Source organism: Huintestinicola butyrica (genome assembly GCF_025567215.1).
Classification (GTDB): Bacteria; Bacillota; Clostridia; order Oscillospirales; family Ruminococcaceae; genus Huintestinicola; species Huintestinicola butyrica.
Window position 1 is genome coordinate 1 of the sequence record NZ_JAOQKB010000006.1, and the last position, 20,507, is coordinate 20,507.

The window sequence follows — 20,507 nt, forward strand, 5'->3', positions numbered from 1 at the left end:
AATAAAAAATGAATTTGAAATTCAGCCTGTTCGTTGGGTAGTTGAACGAACATTTGGCTGGATGACTTGGTCCGGGCGTTTGTCAAAGGACTATGAAATTAGGACTTTTTACCAAGAAAATATTTGTATTATTTCCAATTTCCAAACCCTGTTGCGTCGATTTTAGCTTGTGAAGACAAGTTCTCAGTTTACGTGGATTTTTACCGCAGAACAGGAACAAGGCTTTGCTGTATGGGTCAAGGGATAGTTTGCCTTGTACTATTGCAGCAAGACCGTCTATACCTTTTCTCATATCTGTATATCCTGTCACTATGTAGACCTTTTTCTTACCAATGATACCGTTAAGCATTTCGCATCGCCATGATGAGTGATGTCATCATCTGCTCGCTTATGCCTTCGGGCATTTCGGCTGTCACTTCTCCGATACTGATCTTCACGCTGTGAGATTCTTCGGGAACTGTCATTACAGGCACAGGTATCTGCTCACATATTTCCTTTCGGAGTTTACGAAGATGATAGTAATACGTCTTTAAGTTGATTCCGTTCTCCCTGCACCATTCAGATACTGTCAGTCCGCTTTCACTGCACCGTTGGATCCTTTCAGCCCATTCTGCCTGTTGTCCCTGCTTTTTCACTATTGCGATTTCGTCCATTTTGCCCTCCTGCTAATTTAGTCCATCAGACCTTTTTAGTGTCTCATTTACTCCATTGGAGTTGGTGGGATGCTTAACTCTATTTTAGCATTTGGCTTATTTATGGGTAAAGGCGGGGGTGGGTTTGACGGGTACCTTGCAAAATTTATGGTCATGTCAACTCCGCAGATGGAATTGAGCGACCGTATCCACAAAATGGAGGAGCAGATTCCTGCAATCGAGAAGTATCATGAATTTGTGGCGTATCACAAGAAATATACTTCTCTGGAGGGCAAGGCGAAAACCAAGTACAAGAGCGATTTTTGTTATGAACTTGACGAGTACCACAAGGCTTACAAGAAACTGATAGAGCTATTTCCCGACGCTCATATACCGAAACTCAGCAAGCTGAAAACAGAGCTTGAAAAAGCCAGAACAGATTACGCACAGCAGAGTGCGGAGCGTAAAGCCCTGAAGAAAGAAGCGGACAGGCTTTCAAGGCTTGCACAACAGAAGCGTGACAGTCATAGAACGCTTGCCCGATATATGGAAAACGAACAAGCTGCCAAGAGAAAGAAAGGTCAGCTTGAATAAAAATACGGCAGGGAGAATGTTCTCCTTGCCGTGGTGATGTGTGTTGTTGTTCTAAGATAAATCAGAAGTTATCACTTAATATTACCAATAAATTCTTTTATTTCCTCGCTTATCTGCTCCTGCTTATAATTATGAACATAGTGTCCGCAATCGAGTTCAATAACAGATGCATTTGACAGTTCAGAAGCATACTCTTTTTGTATCTCCGACCAATTTTCAATGCCTGTTTCTTTTCCGTCAGATACAAACATCAACATTGGTATATCAGGCTTAGGCGCTCCGTCAATCTTTTTGACGGCATCGGGGATAGCAAGTCCTTCATTTATGACTGCATCGTTTACAGCTATTTTACAAGCTATGGCTCTATATAAACTTTTTTCATCTTCTGAAAGTCCTTGAGGAAGTGAGCTGTCAGAATAGTAAAATCTGACGATCCCCAGTTCCCGTCCAATAGCCGCAATTTTTTCAAATCGCTCTGTTTTTGAAAAATTAAAGTTGTCATAAGAGCGTGGCAGAGACATATCAAGACCTACAATTGCTTCGACTTCATCTGGATATTCTTGTGCCCAAAGTATTGCTTCAAGTCCGGACATTGAATGAGGACAGAGGATAAACGGAGCATCAATTCCAGCCTTTGAAAGAGCTTCTCTGTCCTGCCTTAGTATTGTATCAAATGACCTCTCAGTATTTACTACATCACTGAAACCGTAGCCAAATTTTTCAACAACTACTATCCTGTAATCATCATCTAATAAACTATAAAGACTTCTGAAATCAAGTATAGGAGAAGCGGTTCCTGAACCTGAAAGAAAAACTAATGTATGTTCACCTTTTCCCTCAGAGTATATGCACATATTGTGTCCGTCAACCTCTATCATTTCACCAAGAGGTTCTTCCAATAGTGTCTTTTCCTTATTCATCATAATTTTATTGTATGTGAACACTATTAGCAAGAAAGTGATTAGTAATATTATGATTACAAGAAGTACCTTACCAATTATCTTAAATGCTTTTTTCATATTAACATTGCTCCGTATAATTCCAGTTTTAACAAGCAAGCCGAGTGTCTGCCTTCATCAATAATTATACATCATAACTGCCAAGAAGTCAACCGCTAATCATCAAAAAGAAAAATATTATTACATCAGAAAGGAAACAACAACTATGAGCAAAATTGGTTATATCCGTGTTTCCACCGAACATCAGGAAACAGCGAGACAGCAGGAAATCATGTGCGATTATCAGGTTGACCGCATCTTCTCCGAGAAGATTTCGGGAGCGAATAAAGACCGCCCTCAGCTCAGGGCAATGCTGGACTATGTGCGTGAGGGTGACACGCTCTACATCGAGAGTATCAGCCGTTTGGGGCGCTCCACAAAGGACTTGCTGAACATCATCGACACTCTCACCCAAAAGGGAGTAAAGCTCATCAGCCACAAGGAGAAGATCGACACCGACACACCTGCGGGCAAATTCATGTTGACCGTGTTCGCAGCGCTCTCTCAGTTGGAGCGTGAACAGCTCAAACAGCGACAGCGTGAGGACATCGAGATTGCTAAGGCTCAGGGCAAGTACACCGGGCGAAAGCCTATTGAAATAGACTGGACGAGGTTCGGGCAACTCTATGGGGAATGGAAGTCCAAGAGTATCACAGGGCGTGACTTTATGCGGAAAATGGGCTTGTTTTGTGAGAACGGTAGCCCATAACAACGGCCTCATGGCATATATCCTCCCAAGGCATTTCAATGCAGTGATAATCAAGGCTCATGGGGTGTGTGACAAGCTCCATGCCCTCATCAAGACTGCCGTCCCTTTTGATATAAAGATTGGTGCAGTCGGCGTTTGCAATATCAAGCAGCTTTTCAGCATTGCTGTCTATCTCACCTCCACGGTCAAGCTCAAGCTCTACGCCCATGTACAAATCAGAATTTCCGTAAAAGATAGGGTCAGGCTTGTAGCTGTAGCAGTGGATATGGCTTCTGCCTCTGCGCTCATAGCAGCTGCGGCAGTAGGCGTAGTCATCGTCATCAAAGTAGCAGGCATCATCATCGTGTATAAGACGGCCGCAGTCATTGCAGACGGTGTAATGATTTTCACGGCAGTGAGAGCAGAGTGAGATATTGTCATCTCCCGCATCATCGTCACACCATATCCTGTCACCGCAGCAGTCGCATTCTCTTGTGTTTTCATAATAGCAGTCAGCGCAAAGCAGCTGACCGTCCATTTCATAAACATCATTCTCATTTATTGAGGATCCGCATATTTCACAAACTTTCATATGAATATTCCTTTCAAAAACAAAATGCCCGTACGGAGTGACCGCACGGGCATAAAATTCAGTATTCTTCAGCAAGAAGCATGGTGCAGTGAGTATCGTCATCAATGACATATACCTTTGCATTTACGGGATAAGGGTAGGGGAGAAGTACTTTCCTACAATACACAGGCTCCTCCTGCTCATGCAGAATGCTTTGCTCTCCGTCTTTGCCTGTGAGGGTAAAGATTTGCAGATAATCGGGAGTGGGTATCTGCTCTATCATTCCCCACATGGTGAGCTGCAGGGGGAGTGGAATAGAAGAGGCAACTCCACGGGTCAGAAATCGCTGAGATCTAAATCGCATATGTCCGACACTCCTTCCTTGATTACATCTGAGAGTATTCCGCATACAGCAATGCCTGCTGCGCTGAGTGCTGCCGAAACAAGTTTTGATACAATAGGGTTCATAATATTTCTCCTTCCTGACTGACAGGTACTGCAATTTATCGCACAAAAGCGCATAAAAGTTGCGGTACGAATAATGTAAAACTTCCTGAGATGCCTGTATTCACAGGCGCTTTGGCTAAGATGACATAAGTTCGACCTCCTTTTTGAAAGATTTGGTTTTATGATAAAATACGTGCTTTTTGCATGGAAAAGCTTCATTTCTGCCATACTTTCCAACATAAACAAAAATGCCCTGTGTGATCGTATATGGCGGTAAACACAGGGCATAAGCATGTATATCAAGTATATAATATATAATTATTTTTCGTTAAAATACGGTAAATTGCGATAAATTGCGACAATACGTTAAGGCGAGTATCATCGCCTGAAAATATGAAGGGGTTGATAATATGTACTTTAATACAAACGACAAATACATTACTCCCGAAGAGGTTGCCGATGAGCTTGGTCTGTCTCTTACTACTGTTTACAATCTGCTGAGAAAAGGTCAGCTGCCGGGGGTAAAGGTGGGGAGAAAGTGGTTTATTCTTAGGGAGAAGATTGAGAGGATTTGTTGAAATCTGCGCATTTTCAGAGCTTATACAAATGGCTGTTGCGGCATACGAGTGCTGCAACAGTCATTTTTTTCATTGACTTATATTTGTGCTTTCACGTTTTTTCTTATGATTTTTATAGTACGATCTGATCTTCACCGATCATCGGATTTTCTGAATGCTTTCTGGCGTGTAATTACACATTCCACTATTCTGTCAGCAATAATTCCTTTGTCACGCTCGGCATAATATTCCAGCATGGGTGCAATTATCTGCTTTATCTGTGTTTTTGTAAATTGTGGGATACGAAGCTGCTTTCCGAATAAAGACTGTGCGCTTTTCATCTGCCGGTTAAAAGTTGTATTGAATGGGCGTGCCCTTAACACGGAGATCAGAGCCTTTGGCATAATATCCATCTGTGACATCTGAGTATTTGAAAGCAGCGCCGCTCCATTGTCAAAGATAGGACAATATGAATACCCATTATTGCTTTTTATAACAGCAATATTATTTAAATGACGGTCGTCATTAAGAAAAAGAGAATCTATTTCAAACACAAGCGTAAGGTATTCGGGAAATTTATCCAGACCCGTATATTCCGCTGCTTTTTCGGCAAGATATTGTATTCTTTTCTTATCACTTGTCAGAGTGCTTAACTTTTCTTTCAGTGGTGCGTCAAGCACCTTGTTGAGTAGATTGCTTAAAGTTATTAATGACTGACCCTTCTCAAGAAAATTCTGACTTGAACATCCGATGCGGCTTCGTCTGTGGACAGTCATATTCTCCATATTATAACGCACGAAAGTAAAGGGTGTATCATTTTCTATGTTGCTGTATTCAAGCATTGCTGATACAGCACATTCGCTGAGGGCTTCATATCCGAACTGATCCAACTTATACCAACGGTCAGTATCATTATCATACCATTTTTCCTGATTGCCTTTTGATGATGTTTCGGCGATTTTGTCGTCTGTTACAAAATGCAGCTCCATTATAGTTCCTCCACATCTATCCATTGAGAATCTTCTGCCATTTTACCCTTGGTTTTCATTATTATTTTAAATGGTTCGTATTCGTCCAGACCGATACATTCAAGATATTCACGCAGACCGCTTCTTCCTGCAGGGACGCATCGTTCTTCAATAAATGCACAAAAATCGTCCCACGTGGGAAATTGCTTCTTTCCAAATGCCGTTTTTACAAGATCATCGGTGAAATTCTCCGCAAAAACAGTTTTGTCCGTATGGTCAGCATAAATAACCGTGCAAAGCTCATTGTTATCATAAAATGAGTATTTCTTCAATGTATGTCCTGATTGCTTGTGAAGTGCTATATACGAATCGGCAGTCTGCTTTTTGCAAATTGATATAGTATGACCATCAAAATGAAGTTCTGCTTCACGGTCATCTTTATCAAATCCAAGCGCTTTTATCCATGCTGTTGGCAGAGATATTTTGCAGCTGACAGAATTTTTCTCTGCAGTTCCGCCTGATGATGAGAAAATAACCTTTCCTGCACGTATTTCCATAATATCACCTCTTAAATATTATATCATATTCGTACCGAATAGTCAATAATATCAGCATAGTTTCCATAGACTGTCGGAAGAACTGATTAGTTAAAAAAATATATAAAGCCTCAAAAATTCACCCCCATACCGCATAATCTCTTAATTTTACATAATTTTTTAATTATATTATTGCAATTCTCACGGCAGGCTGTGTCAGATGAAGTCTTTCCGCAGCTATTCGGTAATTCATGCAGTCGCACAGCACTGCAAAGGTTTTTATCCTGTGATCTGTCAACCGTTTTTTTCTGTGGGAAGCAAAAGCCTTCCTGTAATAATCTGTACAATTTCCTCATCGCTCATAACGGCTTTTATAATGATGAAGCTGCTGAAAATTGAATCCAAGACAGCCGTGCTTATCGGAGTAGGCTCATCAATATGCGGAGGCTCGGCCATTGCCGCCACTGCTCCGGTTATTGATGCCGATGATGAAGATGTTGCCCGTTCAATATCGGTAATTTTCCTGTTCAATATCCTTGCAGCACTTATATTTCCTGCCCTCGGTCATTCCATAGGACTTGGCACGGAAGGCTTTGCTGTCTTTGCGGGCACGGCGGTGAATGACACATCGTCTGTGACAGCGGCAGCTTCAACAGCCGAAAATCTTTATCATACAAGCGGGATACTTTCAGCTGCCGTGACCGTTAAGCTGACGAGAACACTTGCCATAATTCCAATTACCCTTGCGCTTGCCCTTTACCGCACCGCAAAAGCAAAGAAAAGCGGAAAAACAGCTGATGGCTTTTCTTTTAAGAAGATTTTCCCCTGGTTCATACTTTATTTTATCGCCGCCTCTGTCATTACAACGGTCGTTACAAGCCTTGGTGCAAGCTCATTTTCTGCCGCATACTCCTCATATTTCATACCCGCAATGAAAAAGCTTGCCAAATTCTTTATTGCAATGGCAAGGGGAGCTATCGGGCTGAATACAAATATCGTGAGCCTTGTGAAAAAGGGCGGCAAGCCTATAATTCTCGGATTTTGCTGCTGGACTGTGATAACCCTTGTTTCTCTGGCAGTTCAATATATGACGGGAATATACTCCGGCAATATTTTATAAATCATATGATCTCATAACGTAAGACACAGCGCTCAGCAGGGTGCTGTGTTTTTTTGCCCTTTACAACCCGATTTCATAATGCTATAATAAAAATAACTTTTTTCTCAAAAGACCTAAAAGACACCCAAAGGATATACAAAGGATACACGGTCAGGGTATTATATTATCAAGGAGGGCGGAAAAATGGCTTACAGCGTGTTACTGGTGGAAGATGATGAGCAGATCAGGGAAGTCATCACAGACTACTTTGCTGCCAAGGACGGCGTTATATCCGTGGAAACAGCAGCGGACGGCGATAAGGGCATAGAGCTTATACATAACAATGAGTATGACCTTATCCTGCTTGATGTGATGCTTCCCGGAACGGACGGCTTTTCACTTTGCCGTTATATCAGAGCGGAAAGCAGTGTTCCCATATTGTTTCTCACAGCAAGGGGACGTGAAGAGGATAAACTCTACGGATATGACCTTGGCTGTGATGATTATATGGTCAAGCCATTCTCTTTAGCCGAGCTTTACGCAAAAGTCAACGCCATTCTGAAACGTTCAAAGGGAATGACTGTATCAAAAGTCATGACCTGCGGAAAAATATCCCTCGACCCTGTGAAAATGACGGTAATGGCTGACGGCAATGCCGTTGAGCTTCCCCCGAAAGAATATGAGATACTGAAATATCTCATGGAGCACAAGGATTGTGTTGTCGGCAGAGACACGCTTCTTGACAGGGTGTGGGGATATGATTATTTCGGAGCGGACAGAGTTGTGGATAATCACATCAAGAAGCTAAGAAAAGCAATGGGTCCCGCAGGCAGTCAGATAAAAACAGTTATTTCCAAAGGCTATAAGCTGACAGACTGAAAGGATATGATCTTATGAGAAAAAAGAACACTGCCAAAAGCGTCCGTATATCAAAAAAGCGTGTATTCGCAAAAAAGCTTGTCTCCACATTTATTGTATGTGCATTGTTTACAGCTGCAATTACAGCGGGAGTTGTTACATATATCAGAGGCGAGTGCATTTCCGTGTCAGGTCAGGCTTCGCAGAGCATCAAGCTCGGCTATGACAAAGGCTTGGGCGAGCCTTTTATCAGAATGGCAATTACTGAGCTGAGCGGACATAATGACATTACCGACACATTTGTTGCTGTGTATGATGAAAACGGTGATTATTATATTTGCCCCGAGGATACGGCGATCCTCAGCTTTAAAAAGGACGATGCCTCCGATATTCATTATTATGAGCCTGACAGCAGTGCGGAATGCGTTATTGAAGAGATGAAGTCCCAATATGGCTCAAATGCCGATGAGCTTGGCGATCTGTATGATTTTGCCTGCGACCGTTTCTGCCTAACGGATAACACCTTTATCCCGCTTGAGATAAGCGTTTACAGCGCTGAAAATAAGGTCGATACCATATTTACCGACATAGTTGTTCCCGAGGGAGCGGAGGTATATACTTCAGCTGACGCTCAGGTGTCAAGGCTTTTCTTTATTTACGCACAGGTTGACAAGGATAAGTTTGCATATGTTCAGCAGCTTGTAAAGGACAACGGAGGCATTGACAATACAATAGAAGAGTTTGACAGAATTACCGATATTTCAGGCATAGAGCTTGGCGGCAAAAGCTGTTACATAGGCGAAACGCTTATATTCAACTCCGGTGCCGTTGTCGGTAAAGCTCTGCGGTTCATTGTCCCTGTAATGATAGCCGTTACGCTGATAATAGCATATCTCAGAGCATCAAAGGAATATGCCGTCCTCAGCGCACATTATGAGATAGAGGACCGCCGCAGAGATATGACCAACAAGCTTGCCCATGACCTGAAAAGCCCTCTTATGGTGATATCAGGCTATGCGGAAAATCTTCAAAGCGGAGTAAGTCCCGATAAAAATGAGCATTATATCTCGGCAATTCTTGATAACGTAAGATATATGGATTCCATAATCGCAAGCGTTCTGGAGCTGTCAAAGCTTGAAGAGAGCGACATGGATCCAGAAGCCTCGGAGCTTGATGCAGCCGAACTGCTTCACGGCATTGCGGCAAACTATGAAAATGAGCTTGAAAAGAATGACCTGAAGCTTAGCATAAACGGAACCGCCGATTTCACGGCAGATAAAAAGCTTATGATGGACATTCTGACAAATCTCATTGAGAACGCCGTAAAATATACTGATGTATCGGGCAGTATAACCGCAGAATGCCGCAAAGGATACATCTGCATCACAAACGACTGCACGGAAGCTGATAAACTTAATGCCGATGAGCTTACAAAGCCTTTTGTAAAGGGCGACAACAGCAGAAACGGCAGAAAGGGGAGCGGTCTTGGGCTTTCAATAGCGGCCGAGGCTGCCCGCAGGCAGGGGCTTTCCCTTGAAGTAAAGGCTCAGGACGGAAAGTTTTCTGTTACAGTCAGCCAAAAATAAATAATTGACCAATCAAAGAAGGAGTGTCCTAAATGATAAACAAATTACACCTGGCAATGATAGAGCTGTACAGCGGAGACGCAAAGAGAATACAGCATTTCTGCAAGGTGCACAGCTATGCAAAACTTATCGGCGAATCGGAAAATCTGGACAGCAGGAGCCTGTTCATTCTTGAAGCCGCTGCCCTTACCCACGATATAGGAATTCACACCTGCGAAGAAAAATACGGCAGCTGCGGCGGCAAGCTGCAGGAAAAGGAAGGCCCTGCAATAGCTGCAAAGCTGCTCAGTGAGCTGGGCTTTGATGACGATGTTTCCGAGAGGGTACAGTTCCTGATAGCCCATCATCATACATACGACAACATTGACAGTGCGGACTATCAGATGCTTGTTGAAGCCGATTTCCTTGTAAACATCATGGAGGACGGACTTTCAAAGGAAGCTGCTCTGAGTGCGTATAACAAGATATTCAGGACAGAGTGCGGAAAGAAGATATGCAGGAATATGTTTGGGATTTGAGGTAGGTTATAGTTCTTTACATTTTTCTTTATATGTGTTAGAATGAAAGTAACCTAATAAGACTGGAGTAATTTGAATGTCAGTATCAAGACAACTTCTGCCGGTGCTGCTTTCTGAAAAGAAAAATGCTGTAAAAGGCGGAATATACAATAAGATGCAGGTGGATTTTGCATACAACTCCAATCGTATTGAAGGTAACTGCCTGACTTATGAGCAGACTCGCTATATATTTGAAACACATACAATAGGCGGTACTGCATCAGTGAATGATGTTTTTGAGGCAGCTAATCATTTCAGATGCTTTGACTATATCCTCGATACTCTCGATACTATAGATGAGCCTATATCCGAAAAGCTTATCAAAGAGCTTCATCGCAAACTTAAATCAGGAATTATTACAGACGATGATTCTGCTGTGGTAGGGGACTATAAGAAATATCCCAACACAGTGGGAGAGATAACAACTACACTTCCTGAAGAGGTTTCGGGGGCTGTCAGAGCGCTCATAGAAGAATTCAGTCACCGTAACGCAGCGGATATGTATGATGTGGCAGAGTTTCATGCCGAGTTTGAAAAAATACACCCTTTTTATGATGGCAACGGTCGTATCGGCAGGCTGCTTACACTTAAAATGTGCCTGCAAAATGGCATAGTTCCCTTTATCATCAGCGATCAAATGAAGCATTTTTACTATGCAGGGCTGAAAGAGTGGCAGATACAGCAGAAATATGCCCATCTGATAGATGTGTTCCTCGAATCTCAGGACGACATGAAAGCAGCTCTTGATTATTTCAGGATAGATTACGATCATACCGATGTAACAGCAAGAGAGCTTATAAACAAGAGAAAATAAAAGTCACACTGATATACTTATGTGTATGAAACACAGAGCATATCAGTGTGATTTTTTATTTTACATACGATAATATTCCTTAAAAATGTAAAAATGTTCCGCAATGACACTGAGTGACTATAAGAATGATGTATAATAATATTAAAGGGAGATATCCGTGTGCGCTGGGGAGCGGTACAGTCCGAATATCATCATTTTGAAAGTTCTGTCTGATAAAATTTCGTTAAGATATATAATTTTGGCGTACCGCAAATAGCAGTAATGAAAAATATGTTACAAAAGGCGACTTTACTATTTACAAATCGGCTTTTGGGGTGTATAATATTTAAAACCAATAAATGCCTTTTACCAAAATGGAGAGAACATGGAATCACATAGATCTGAAAAAAAGCGGACGATATTCTGGTCGGCTGCGGCGATAATTCTTATGGTCTGCATATTCGGCTTTTCCACCCAGAGCGGTACGGAAAGCAATGGGCTGAGTATGAAAGTGACCAAATTTTTTGCGGAGCTTCTTTTCTTCCGTTTTGACTCAATGGACATTGGGCAGCAGACCTTTATAATCACCGAATTGAATTTTTTTATAAGAAAGCTTGCGCATTTTACTGTCTATACAGCTCTCGGAATGGTTGTTTATACGGCTGTGGTATCTTCGGGCATTAAGCTCAGACACAAGAGGCTGTTCTCGCTTGCAATATGTGCATTGTACGCTTCTGCCGATGAAATACACCAGTATTTTGTGTCAGAACGAACAATGCGTTTGAAGGACGTTTTTATCGACAGTATGGGTTCGCTTTTGGGCATTATTATAATAAGTGTTATAATTATTGTATATATGTATATCAAACAGCGTCAATGTGACAGGCAAAAATCAGAATAAATTTTACAGAAACATCATATTTTGCCTGCACAGCACATGGTTAGCACTTTAAAGAGATGAAATGTGAAGCAAAAGTTAATATAAAAGCCGTATCTGCATGAATTTTGTTACAAAATGATTACTATGGCTTTTGAAAAATATTATTGCCATATTGCACAGCACCTATCGGCGGTCGGGTGGTATTTATTGTTATATAGCGCATTGACAAGAATAATGCCTTGTGATATAATTTAAAACAGAATTGGTACATAATTTGTTTTAATGTGTAACATTTCTTATTCGCTTCTTAATCAAATTGTATTTGCCTTGAAGATGAATTTTATTCGGCGTATAAACTGCATATTGGTGTGAATGGCTGCTGATGAATGTCATCATTATAACTGTTGCTGTTTCTGCAGTTACAGTCATACAGATGTCACAATCAAGTGCTGATATAGGCAGATTTTACCTGAATATGTCGAATTCTAAGGAAAAGTGACAGTTATATGTTATTGGAATTGTCAATGGTAAGGAGGACCTTATGCACACTTCACTTGTAATAATGGCGGCAGGGATTGGGTCACGCTTTGGAGGCGGTATAAAGCAGCTGGAAGCGGTAGGCCCCGAAGGCGAGCTTATTATTGATTATTCCGTTCACGATGCTATTGAGGCAGGCTTTGACAAGATAATTTTCATTATCAGGCGTGCAATAGAAGAGGACTTCCGAAATATCATCGGAAACCGCATTGAAAGTGAATGCGAAAAGCTTGGTGTAAAGGTCTGCTATGCTTTCCAGTCACTGGAGGATATTCCAAACGGCAGGAAGCTTCCGCAGGGTAGGACAAAGCCATGGGGAACAGGTCAGGCAGTGCTTGCGGGCAAAGAGTTCATCAATGAGCCGTTTGCCGTGATAAATGCCGATGACTATTATGGCAAGAAAGCCTTTGTTCAGATACACGATTTCCTTGTTGAGCATGGGAGCAGTTCTCCCGATATGCTCTGCATGGCAGGATTTATTTTAAAGAACACTCTCAGTGAAAACGGTTCCGTTACCAGAGGTATTTGCCATGTTAACGATGCGGGATTTCTCACTGATATTACCGAGACAAAAAATATCGTAAAAAAAGGCGATGCGGCATATGCTGATGATATGCTGCTTGATATAAATTCTCATGTATCAATGAATATGTGGGGATTTGCACCTGAGTTTATCGGCAGGCTTGAAAAGGGCTTTGAGGAGTTTTTTGACAGCATTGACGATGAGCTTACAGCTGAGTATTTGCTGCCAATATTTATCGGAAAGCTTCTTACGGAAAAAAGCATTTCCGTAAAAGTGATTGAAACCACCGACAAGTGGTTTGGTATAACTTACAAAGAAGACGTTCCGTCAATAAAAGCAGAATTCAGAAAGCTTGCTGAATGTGGGTATTACAGCGAAAAGCTTTTTGATGACATTAAGGTACGGGTATGATGAAATATTCTGGGGGGATAACATTGGATAATCTGCAAACTATTGAAAATGAAGCTCAGTCTGAAATAAAATCGGTTTCTGATACAATATGTGTATCTAAACCTGTATATGATTTTTTTAAGAGAGCATTTGATATTATATCAACGATTTTGGCAAGTGCTTTATTAATAATACCATTCATAGTGATTTCTGCTGTTATTGTTGCAAAAGATGGATGGAGTCCGTTTTATGTACATAAAAGAATTGGCAAAAATTTTAAAAGTATTGGTGTTTATAAATTTCGGAGCATGAAGAAAAATGCGGATGATATTGAAAAAATGTTGACTCCCGATCAATTAGCTGAATATAAAGAAGAGTATAAGCTTAAGGATGATCCTCGACTTATCGGATACAGAACAGTTGGTGATGGTGAAAAATGCTTTGGGGCCAAGCTGCGCAGGTCAAGCCTTGATGAGCTTCCACAGATAATGGTAAATATTCTTATACTTGGAAATATGTCGGTTGTTGGTCCAAGGCCTATACTGGAAAGCGAATTAAAAGAGAATTATACTTCCGACGAACAAAAGCTTCTGCTTTCTGTGAAACCTGGCTTGACAGGTTATTGGCAAGCTTATGCAAGGAATAATGTGGGATATTCGGATGGAGAACGTCAGAAAATGGAATTGTATTACGTACAAAATAGATCTTTTTTGCTTGATTTGAAGATAATTTTTAAGACGATTGAAGCAGTTTTACTTAGAGAAGGCTCAAGATAAATAAAATGGAAAAATTTAAAGCTAACAGTTAACTGAAAATTATTGTACCAATGGCAGATAACTAACGTACACCAATATCCGCTGAAGAGTGCCTTGAGCACATAAAGAATTTTTGATTTTGACTGACGCTTAAGGTGATATTTATGGCTGATTTTGGAAAATATTGAGATTTTACGTATCAATCTTGGTAATGATGCAAATCTTACAATAAAAACTGCTATTAGCTAGATCAAAATTTTTTTAGGAGATTATAGATTATGAAAAATGATTACAAAATTGCAGTTGCAGGCACTGGATATGTTGGCTTGTCAATTGCTACACTTCTTTCGCAGCATCATAAAGTAACTACTGTAGATATAATTCCAGAGAAAGTCGATATGATAAATAATCGTAAATCTCCTATACAGGATGATTATATTGAGAAATATCTTGCTGAAAAGGAGCTTGATTTGACCGCAACATTGGATGCAAAGGCAGCTTACAGTGATGCGGACTTTGTTGTTATTGCAACACCTACAAATTATGACAGCAAAACTCAGCATTTTGATACATCTGCTGTAGAGGCTGTTATAAAGCTGGTTATGGAATGCAATCCTAATGCTATTATGGTAATTAAGTCCACGATTCCCGTGGGTTACACAATTTCTGTGCGTGAAAAGTTCGGCAGCAAGAACATAATCTTTAGTCCGGAGTTCTTGCGTGAATCGAAGGCTCTTTATGATAACCTGTATCCTTCGCGTATTATCGTTGGTACTGACTTGAATGATGAGCGTTTGGTTGAAGCTGCACATGAATTTGCCGGTTTGCTGCAGGAAGGCGCTATAAAAGAGAACATTGATACTCTATTCATGGGATTCACTGAGGCTGAGGCTGTTAAGCTGTTTGCCAATACCTATCTGGCACTGCGTGTGGCATATTTTAATGAGTTGGACACCTACGCAGAGAGCAAAGGCCTGAACACTCAGCAAATTATCGATGGAGTCTGCCTTGATCCTCGCATAGGTAGCCACTATAACAATCCATCATTTGGCTACGGCGGCTACTGTCTGCCGAAAGACACCAAGCAGCTGCTGGCAAACTATGCCGATGTGCCGGAGAACCTTATTGAGGCAATAGTGGAGTCGAATCGTACACGCAAAGATTTTATTGCCGACCGTGTTTTGAAATTGGCTGGCTACTATGGCTACGACGAGGACAATGAGTATAACAAGGCACAGGAAAAGTCTGTTACTGTTGGAGTGTACCGCTTGACTATGAAGAGCAATAGCGATAACTTTCGTCAGAGCTCTATTCAGGGGGTTATGAAGCGCATTAAAGCCAAGGGTGCCAATGTTATTATTTATGAGCCAACATTGAAAGACGGGGATACTTTTTTTGGAAGTCTTATCGTTAATGATTTGAATAAATTCAAGAAGATGTCCCAGGCTATTATTGCCAATCGCTACGATAAGAGTTTGGATGATGTAAAAGAAAAGGTTTATACTAGAGATATTTTTCAAAGAGATTGATACTGCGAAAAATACGTATTGATTTTTTTGAAGAAATACTCAAGTGATTATTTTAATACTATAGTATAGTTATGGCTATCTATGACTGAAAAATGGTGATGATGGGGGAACAAATATATGAATATCATTTTACTTTCTGGCGGTTCTGGAAAGCGCCTTTGGCCTCTTTCAAATGATGTGCGTAGTAAGCAGTTCATTAAGCTATTTAAGTATGATGATAAATATGAATCTATGGTACAACGTGTATATCGGCAAATTACTTCTGTAGATGCAAATGCGAAAATTACAATTGCAACTAGCAAGTCGCAGGTTAGTGCTATAAAGAATCAACTTGGTGATAAAGCGTCTATTTGCGTAGAACCTTGTCGAAGAGATACTTTTCCAGCAGTTGTATTGGCTTCAGCTTACCTCCATTATGAGTTAAATATTAATTTAGATGAGGCAGTTATTGTTTGTCCTGTTGATCCGTATGTTGATAATACATATTACGAAGCGGTCAGGAAATTGCAAGATCTTGTGGAGCAAGGCAATGCAAATCTTACATTGATGGGTATTAATCCAACCTATCCCAGTGAGAAGTATGGTTATATTATTCCTGAAAATGCAGAGAAAGTTAGTAAAGTTAAAGAATTTAAGGAAAAACCAGATGTGGAGACTGCAAATGAGTATTTGATGCAAAATGCATTGTGGAATGCAGGTATTTTTGCTTTTAAATTGGGGTATTTGCTTGATAAGGCACACAGTATGATATCGTTTAATAACTATACTGACCTTTTCAATATGTACAATACACTTGAAAAAATTAGTTTTGATTATGCAGTAGTTGAAAAAGAGGATAGTATTCAAGTTTTGCGCTATTACGGAGACTGGAAAGATGTCGGCACTTGGAATATGATGGCCGAGGTTATGTCAGATGAGACCAAGGGTAAAGCAATTCTGGATGAAACATGCAAGAATACTAACGTTGTGAATGAATTGAATATTCCGATTCTCTGCATGGGATGTCAAAATATGATTGTTGCAGCCAGTGGTGATGGCATTCTGATTTCAGACAAAGAACGTAGCGGTTATATGAAGCCTTATGTCGAAAGGGTTGAAACTGAAGTAAAGTATGCAGAAAAGTCATGGGGTACTTATACTGTTATAGATGTGCAGCCTGGTTCTATGACGGTAAAGATTTCTATGAAATCAGGTGAAAAGATGAGTTATCACATGCATAATAATCGTGAGGAAGTGTGGACAGTTGTTTCTGGAAATGGCAAGGCGATCATTGATGGTGTAATATGGTGGTTGAAAAAAGGAGATGTTATAACTATTGATGTAGGCTGTAAGCACACAGTTGAAGCGATTACTCAGTTGGATATCGTAGAAGTACAATTGGGTAACGATATTAGTGTGAATGACAAAATCAAATTTCAATTGTAATATATGAAGGTAAGACTGTGTAAGATTAGATTCACATCGATATAGTTGTAAATTTAAATTAAATGAGTGATGAATGTTACTAGAATCTAAACAATATACCAGTGAAGATAGACTATGTCATATAGAATTAAGGATGCGTACAATTTGTATACGGTCTTTGTTCATAGAAGTGACAAAAAGTAGCTCTTTAAAATCTTAATCACCAAACAAATAATATGTTAAATAAATTAGATGCAAAGAAGCTGCTTTAATTTGATTAACTTCAGCTTTGAGCATATAAAACACAAGAATTTTGTGAAAATTTATAAGTTGGACAAGAAATATAATTAAGAGGAATGGTATGAAGAGAATATTACAAATTTCGAATTATCAATATCCGCATATTGGGGGTATTGAGCAGGTTGCACGGGATATTACTGATTCATTGATTGAAAATGAAAGTGTTCAGCAGAAAATCATTTGTTTTAATGAGGATGCTCATGACGGCGATTACATTTGTCATCGTAAGGAAACGGTTTATGATAAAGTGGATGGAGTTGATGTTATCCGATGCGGATGTTTTGCAAAAGTGGCCTCCCAATCAATTTCGCTGACTTATCCACGAGAACTCAAAAAAATTTTAATGGAATTTGATCCGGAGATTGTAATTTTCCATTATCCAAATCCATTTGTTTCAAGCTTTTTGCTTCCAATGCTTTCTAAAAAAACTAAATTAATACTTTATTGGCATCTGGATATCACAAAACAAAAAATATTACGAAAATTGTTCTATGGACAAACGATAAGATTGCTTAAACGTGCGGATAAGGTGATAGCCACAAGTCCAAATTACATTGTAGGAAGTCCGTACATGAGTCGATTTAAAGAAAAATGCATGGTTATCCCAAACTGCATTAGACCAGAACGACTTGCTGTTACGGATGATGCTAAAAATCGTGCAGCTCAAATTAAGCAAAAGTATAAAGAAAAAACTATATGCTTTGCTGTAGGACGTCATGTGCCTTATAAGGGAATCACTTATTTGGTTCAGGCGAGCAAGTTGCTTGATAATAGTTTTGAAATTTTGATAGGCGGAAAAGGCCCGCTGACTGATTCACTTAAAAAGGAAGCTGCTGGTGATTCGAAGATAACTTTTTTGGGACGTATAAGTGATGAGGATTTAATTGCGTACTATCTTGCGTGTGATATTTTTGCGTTTCCATCTATTACGAAAAATGAAGCTTTTGGCATTGCATTGGCAGAAGGCATGTATTTTAACAATCCCACTGTCACATTCACAATTCCTGGAAGTGGTGTAAATTATGTCAGTTTGAATGGTGTTACAGGCATTGAGTGTCCAAATGGAAATGTGGAGGCTTTGGCTGAAGCAATAAAGCTATTGCAGAAAGATAAAAAACTTGCTCAAAAATATGGAGAAGCTGCCAACGAGCGAGTGAAACGATTGTTTATGTTTAATCAGATGAAACAATCTATAAATTCTTTGATAAATAAAATTTAGGGAGTTTTAAAGTGTGGATTTTTGCTTTGTTGTAAATGATAAATATGTTACGCCGCTAATTGTTACTTTACAATCAATAGTTGATAATAACAGCGGATTTCATCGCTTTTTCATTATTTCTTCCGGTCTTATGGAAGAAAATGTTTTAAAATTATCGAAATGCGCTGAAGCGCTTTGTTGTAAAATTGAGGTGATTACAGTTGATGATACTCGTTTAGGAGAGGTTCCAATTCTTCGTAACGATTTTAATAAAACACCGTATTATAAGCTTTTATTGCCTCTATATCTTCCGCAGGACATAGATAAGGTACTATATTTGGATGTTGACATAATTATAAATAGAGACTTGAAAGAACTTTTTAACAGTGATTTGGGTTCCAATTATTTTGCGGCAGTTCCTGATCCTTTCATCAATAAAAGGAATCTTCAGTATGTAGAGTCATTGGGAATCATACCAAATGAGGGAAATCTATACTTTAATTCAGGTGTAATTTTGTTTAACATGAGCGTTTTTCGAAAAGTTTATAATTTTGATGAGGTATTGTCTTATATTAAAGCAAATGGAAAGAATTTTAAATTTCATGACCAGGAAGTGCTGAATGGTCTATTTTTTAAAAATTATATTCAGCTAGATGAAACATATAACTATTTAACAGTATTTCGTGGAGTAGGTGATGCGTTAGGTTATTTAGTTGGAATAGACAAGAATCCTACATATCATATTCTACACTATGCAAATTCATTTAAGCCTTGGAGTAATGCTTATTTAGGTAAGTATGAAAAAGAATATTGGAAGTATGCTTCGAAAAGCTTTGTATGTCAGGAAATATGCCAAAATAAGAAAAAACGAGTATTAAATCAAATAAATGCTATGCTTTCGATTGCGATGAGAAAAATAAATAAATTGTTTGGTAGGCGAAAATGAAAATATTATTTATTGCACACAATTCATTGTTGTCAGGTGGCGCTAACCGCTCGCTACTTATGGTATTAAAACAACTTAGGTTACAATATGGTGTAGAATGCAATGTCGTTGTGCCTCAAAAAAAGGGTGCGTTAATTGATGCACTTAAGTCAGAAGAAATTCGATATATCGTTGCTGTTCCTTATTATGGGGTTATCTCTGGATTTTATCACGATGGAAGGGATTGGCTGCGCTGTATTAAGGTTTGGATTGGCGGAATTTTGGAATGTTTAGGGGCTCTTTTTTTAATACCAAAATTAAAAAAAGAACAGTATGATCTTGTATATACAAATACGCGTGTTCCAATGATTGGTGCCATAATTGCGAAAGCATTAAAAATAAAACATATATGTCACGTTAGAGAACTTGGCCCTGAAAATCCATATTGGCCATTTTGGGACTGCCAGCAGATTTATGATAATTCAGATGCGTTAATATTAATTTCAGAAGCGGTAAAGCAACAGTTTGTACAGAAAACTTCGGAAGAAAAATTGCATGTGATACATAACGGAATAGATAGTACAATGGCATTAGACATTGCTCCAAAGGAAAATGGTGAATGGTTTGAATTACTGATTACTGCGCGCCTAATGGAGGATAAAGGACAATTAGAGGCTGTCAAGGCACTGGATGTGTTAAAAAAACGGGGCTATTCTAACATACGTATTCATTTAGCTGGTAGTGTACGTAATGCAGCTTTTAATTCGCAATATGTTAATGAGGTGAAATCATTTATTGAAGCTCATGATCTTAAAGAAAATGTTGTATTTCATGGTGAAGTGAAAGATATGATCTCGTTAAGAAAACAGATGCATTGCGAATTAGTTTGTTCAAAATGTGAAACATTTGGGCGCGTAACAGTTGAAGGGATGCGCAGTGGTTTGGCAGTCATAGGTTCTAATACAGGAGGAACTAAAGAAATTATTGATGATGGAAATACCGGACTTTTATATCAGCAGGGAAATCCAATAGATTTGGCTAATAACATTGAAAAACTTTATTTGGATCGTAATTATATGGATCAATTGGCTAAAAATGGATATATATATTCTCAAACACATTTTACTGCTGAGCAAAATGCAAATCAAATTTGGAGTGTTATCAAGGAGGTTTTGGGTTAAG

At 39.5% G+C, this 20,507-nt stretch carries 23 protein-coding genes and 2 pseudogenes; 17 read left to right on the forward strand and 8 right to left on the reverse strand.

Annotation, left to right across the window (positions count from 1 at the left end; genetic code table 11):
* Nucleotides 1-97 (forward strand): annotated as a pseudogene (locus tag OCV68_RS07775) (IS5/IS1182 family transposase); the annotation flags it as partial.
* On the opposite strand, the gene tnpB reads toward OCV68_RS07775, so the two are convergent.
* Together tnpB and tnpA are read right to left on the reverse strand one after the other, a co-directional pair.
* A complete protein-coding gene (gene tnpB, locus OCV68_RS14755; RefSeq protein WP_394803503.1) occupies nucleotides 83-349 on the reverse strand; it encodes an IS66 family insertion sequence element accessory protein TnpB in 267 nt (88 codons plus the stop codon). The pseudogene OCV68_RS07775 and the gene tnpB overlap by 15 nt on opposite strands.
* Nucleotides 342-653, reverse strand: coding sequence for an IS66 family insertion sequence element accessory protein TnpA (gene tnpA / locus OCV68_RS07780; protein WP_022476044.1), 312 nt, complete (start codon nucleotides 651-653; stop codon nucleotides 342-344). The genes tnpB and tnpA overlap by 8 nt, the downstream gene beginning before the upstream one ends.
* 102 nt (nucleotides 654-755) lie before the next feature.
* On the opposite strand from tnpA, the gene OCV68_RS07785 reads away from it, so the two are divergent.
* Complete coding sequence (locus tag OCV68_RS07785) at nucleotides 756-1,226, forward strand: hypothetical protein (protein WP_262571926.1); 471 nt, start codon at nucleotides 756-758, stop codon at nucleotides 1,224-1,226.
* A 71-nt stretch (nucleotides 1,227-1,297) separates the two neighbouring features.
* On the opposite strand, the gene OCV68_RS07790 is transcribed toward OCV68_RS07785, so the two are convergent.
* The gene (locus tag OCV68_RS07790; RefSeq protein ID WP_022476042.1) at nucleotides 1,298-2,245 is read right to left on the reverse strand and encodes an alpha/beta fold hydrolase; all 948 of its coding nucleotides are present in this window, start codon (nucleotides 2,243-2,245) and stop codon (nucleotides 1,298-1,300) included.
* 145 nt (nucleotides 2,246-2,390) lie between these two features.
* Here OCV68_RS07790 and OCV68_RS07795 point away from each other — a divergent pair, with 145 nt between their 5' ends.
* Nucleotides 2,391-2,933 carry a recombinase family protein gene (locus OCV68_RS07795; protein ID WP_022476041.1) on the forward strand — a complete coding sequence of 181 codons (543 nt, stop codon included), beginning with the start codon at nucleotides 2,391-2,393 and terminating at the stop codon, nucleotides 2,931-2,933.
* Here OCV68_RS07795 and OCV68_RS07800 read toward each other — a convergent pair.
* The 3 genes from OCV68_RS07800 to OCV68_RS07810 are packed head-to-tail and all read right to left on the reverse strand — an operon-like array spanning nucleotide 2,890 to nucleotide 3,951.
* Nucleotides 2,890-3,504: a hypothetical protein gene (locus tag OCV68_RS07800; protein WP_022476040.1), complete on the reverse strand. Its 615-nt coding sequence runs from the start codon at nucleotides 3,502-3,504 to the stop codon at nucleotides 2,890-2,892. The genes OCV68_RS07795 and OCV68_RS07800 overlap by 44 nt on opposite strands.
* Before the next feature lie 58 nt (nucleotides 3,505-3,562).
* Nucleotides 3,563-3,847, reverse strand: a complete 285-nt coding sequence (locus tag OCV68_RS07805) for a DUF960 domain-containing protein (protein WP_022476039.1) — start codon at nucleotides 3,845-3,847, stop codon at nucleotides 3,563-3,565.
* Nucleotides 3,820-3,951, reverse strand: coding sequence for a hypothetical protein (locus OCV68_RS07810; RefSeq protein WP_262571927.1), 132 nt, complete (start codon nucleotides 3,949-3,951; stop codon nucleotides 3,820-3,822). The genes OCV68_RS07805 and OCV68_RS07810 overlap by 28 nt, the downstream gene beginning before the upstream one ends.
* Before the next feature lie 389 nt (nucleotides 3,952-4,340).
* Between OCV68_RS07810 and OCV68_RS07815 the strand changes: the two genes are divergently transcribed.
* Entirely contained in the window at nucleotides 4,341-4,508 is a 168-nt protein-coding gene (locus tag OCV68_RS07815; protein ID WP_022476037.1) for a helix-turn-helix domain-containing protein, read from the forward strand.
* A gap of 131 nt (nucleotides 4,509-4,639) precedes the next feature.
* On the opposite strand, the gene OCV68_RS07820 is transcribed toward OCV68_RS07815, so the two are convergent.
* A complete protein-coding gene (locus OCV68_RS07820; RefSeq protein ID WP_262571928.1) occupies nucleotides 4,640-5,476 on the reverse strand; it encodes a HipA domain-containing protein in 837 nt (278 codons plus the stop codon).
* A complete protein-coding gene (locus OCV68_RS07825) occupies nucleotides 5,476-6,012 on the reverse strand; it encodes a hypothetical protein (protein WP_262571929.1) in 537 nt (178 codons plus the stop codon). The genes OCV68_RS07820 and OCV68_RS07825 overlap by 1 nt, the downstream gene beginning before the upstream one ends.
* 289 nt (nucleotides 6,013-6,301) lie before the next feature.
* On the opposite strand from OCV68_RS07825, the pseudogene OCV68_RS07830 reads away from it, so the two are divergent.
* The 13 genes and pseudogenes from OCV68_RS07830 to OCV68_RS07890 form a co-directional block, all read left to right on the forward strand.
* A pseudogene (locus OCV68_RS07830) lies at nucleotides 6,302-7,111 on the forward strand (YeiH family protein); the annotation flags it as partial.
* Nucleotides 7,112-7,294: 183 nt separating this feature from the next.
* Nucleotides 7,295-7,969 (forward strand): response regulator transcription factor, encoded by a 675-nt coding sequence (locus tag OCV68_RS07835; protein WP_262571930.1) that lies wholly within the window; start codon nucleotides 7,295-7,297, stop codon nucleotides 7,967-7,969.
* A 14-nt stretch (nucleotides 7,970-7,983) separates the two neighbouring features.
* Nucleotides 7,984-9,534 carry a sensor histidine kinase gene (locus OCV68_RS07840; RefSeq protein WP_262571931.1) on the forward strand — a complete coding sequence of 517 codons (1,551 nt, stop codon included), beginning with the start codon at nucleotides 7,984-7,986 and terminating at the stop codon, nucleotides 9,532-9,534.
* 32 nt (nucleotides 9,535-9,566) lie between these two features.
* Entirely contained in the window at nucleotides 9,567-10,052 is a 486-nt protein-coding gene (locus OCV68_RS07845; protein WP_262571932.1) for an HD domain-containing protein, read from the forward strand.
* Nucleotides 10,053-10,128: 76 nt separating this feature from the next.
* On the forward strand, nucleotides 10,129-10,905 hold the full coding sequence (locus OCV68_RS07850; RefSeq protein ID WP_022476030.1) for a Fic family protein: 777 nt from the start codon (nucleotides 10,129-10,131) through the stop codon (nucleotides 10,903-10,905).
* Nucleotides 10,906-11,269: 364 nt separating this feature from the next.
* The gene (locus tag OCV68_RS07855) at nucleotides 11,270-11,785 is read left to right on the forward strand and encodes a VanZ family protein (protein ID WP_262571934.1); all 516 of its coding nucleotides are present in this window, start codon (nucleotides 11,270-11,272) and stop codon (nucleotides 11,783-11,785) included.
* 520 nt (nucleotides 11,786-12,305) lie between these two features.
* Nucleotides 12,306-13,235 (forward strand): sugar phosphate nucleotidyltransferase, encoded by a 930-nt coding sequence (locus OCV68_RS07860; protein WP_262571936.1) that lies wholly within the window; start codon nucleotides 12,306-12,308, stop codon nucleotides 13,233-13,235.
* Complete coding sequence (locus OCV68_RS07865) at nucleotides 13,232-13,990, forward strand: sugar transferase (RefSeq protein WP_022476027.1); 759 nt, start codon at nucleotides 13,232-13,234, stop codon at nucleotides 13,988-13,990. Before OCV68_RS07860 ends, OCV68_RS07865 begins: the two co-directional genes overlap by 4 nt.
* Nucleotides 13,991-14,247: 257 nt before the next feature.
* Entirely contained in the window at nucleotides 14,248-15,498 is a 1,251-nt protein-coding gene (locus OCV68_RS07870) for a nucleotide sugar dehydrogenase (RefSeq protein WP_022476026.1), read from the forward strand.
* Nucleotides 15,499-15,615: 117 nt separating this feature from the next.
* Nucleotides 15,616-16,923, forward strand: coding sequence for a sugar phosphate nucleotidyltransferase (locus OCV68_RS07875; RefSeq protein WP_022476025.1), 1,308 nt, complete (start codon nucleotides 15,616-15,618; stop codon nucleotides 16,921-16,923).
* Between the two features lie 340 nt (nucleotides 16,924-17,263).
* On the forward strand, nucleotides 17,264-18,421 hold the full coding sequence (locus tag OCV68_RS07880; RefSeq protein WP_022476024.1) for a glycosyltransferase: 1,158 nt from the start codon (nucleotides 17,264-17,266) through the stop codon (nucleotides 18,419-18,421).
* 13 nt (nucleotides 18,422-18,434) lie between these two features.
* Entirely contained in the window at nucleotides 18,435-19,346 is a 912-nt protein-coding gene (locus OCV68_RS07885) for a glycosyltransferase family 8 protein (protein ID WP_022476023.1), read from the forward strand.
* Nucleotides 19,343-20,506 (forward strand): glycosyltransferase family 4 protein, encoded by a 1,164-nt coding sequence (locus OCV68_RS07890; protein WP_022476022.1) that lies wholly within the window; start codon nucleotides 19,343-19,345, stop codon nucleotides 20,504-20,506. Before OCV68_RS07885 ends, OCV68_RS07890 begins: the two co-directional genes overlap by 4 nt.
* Nucleotide 20,507: the final 1 nt, after the last annotated feature.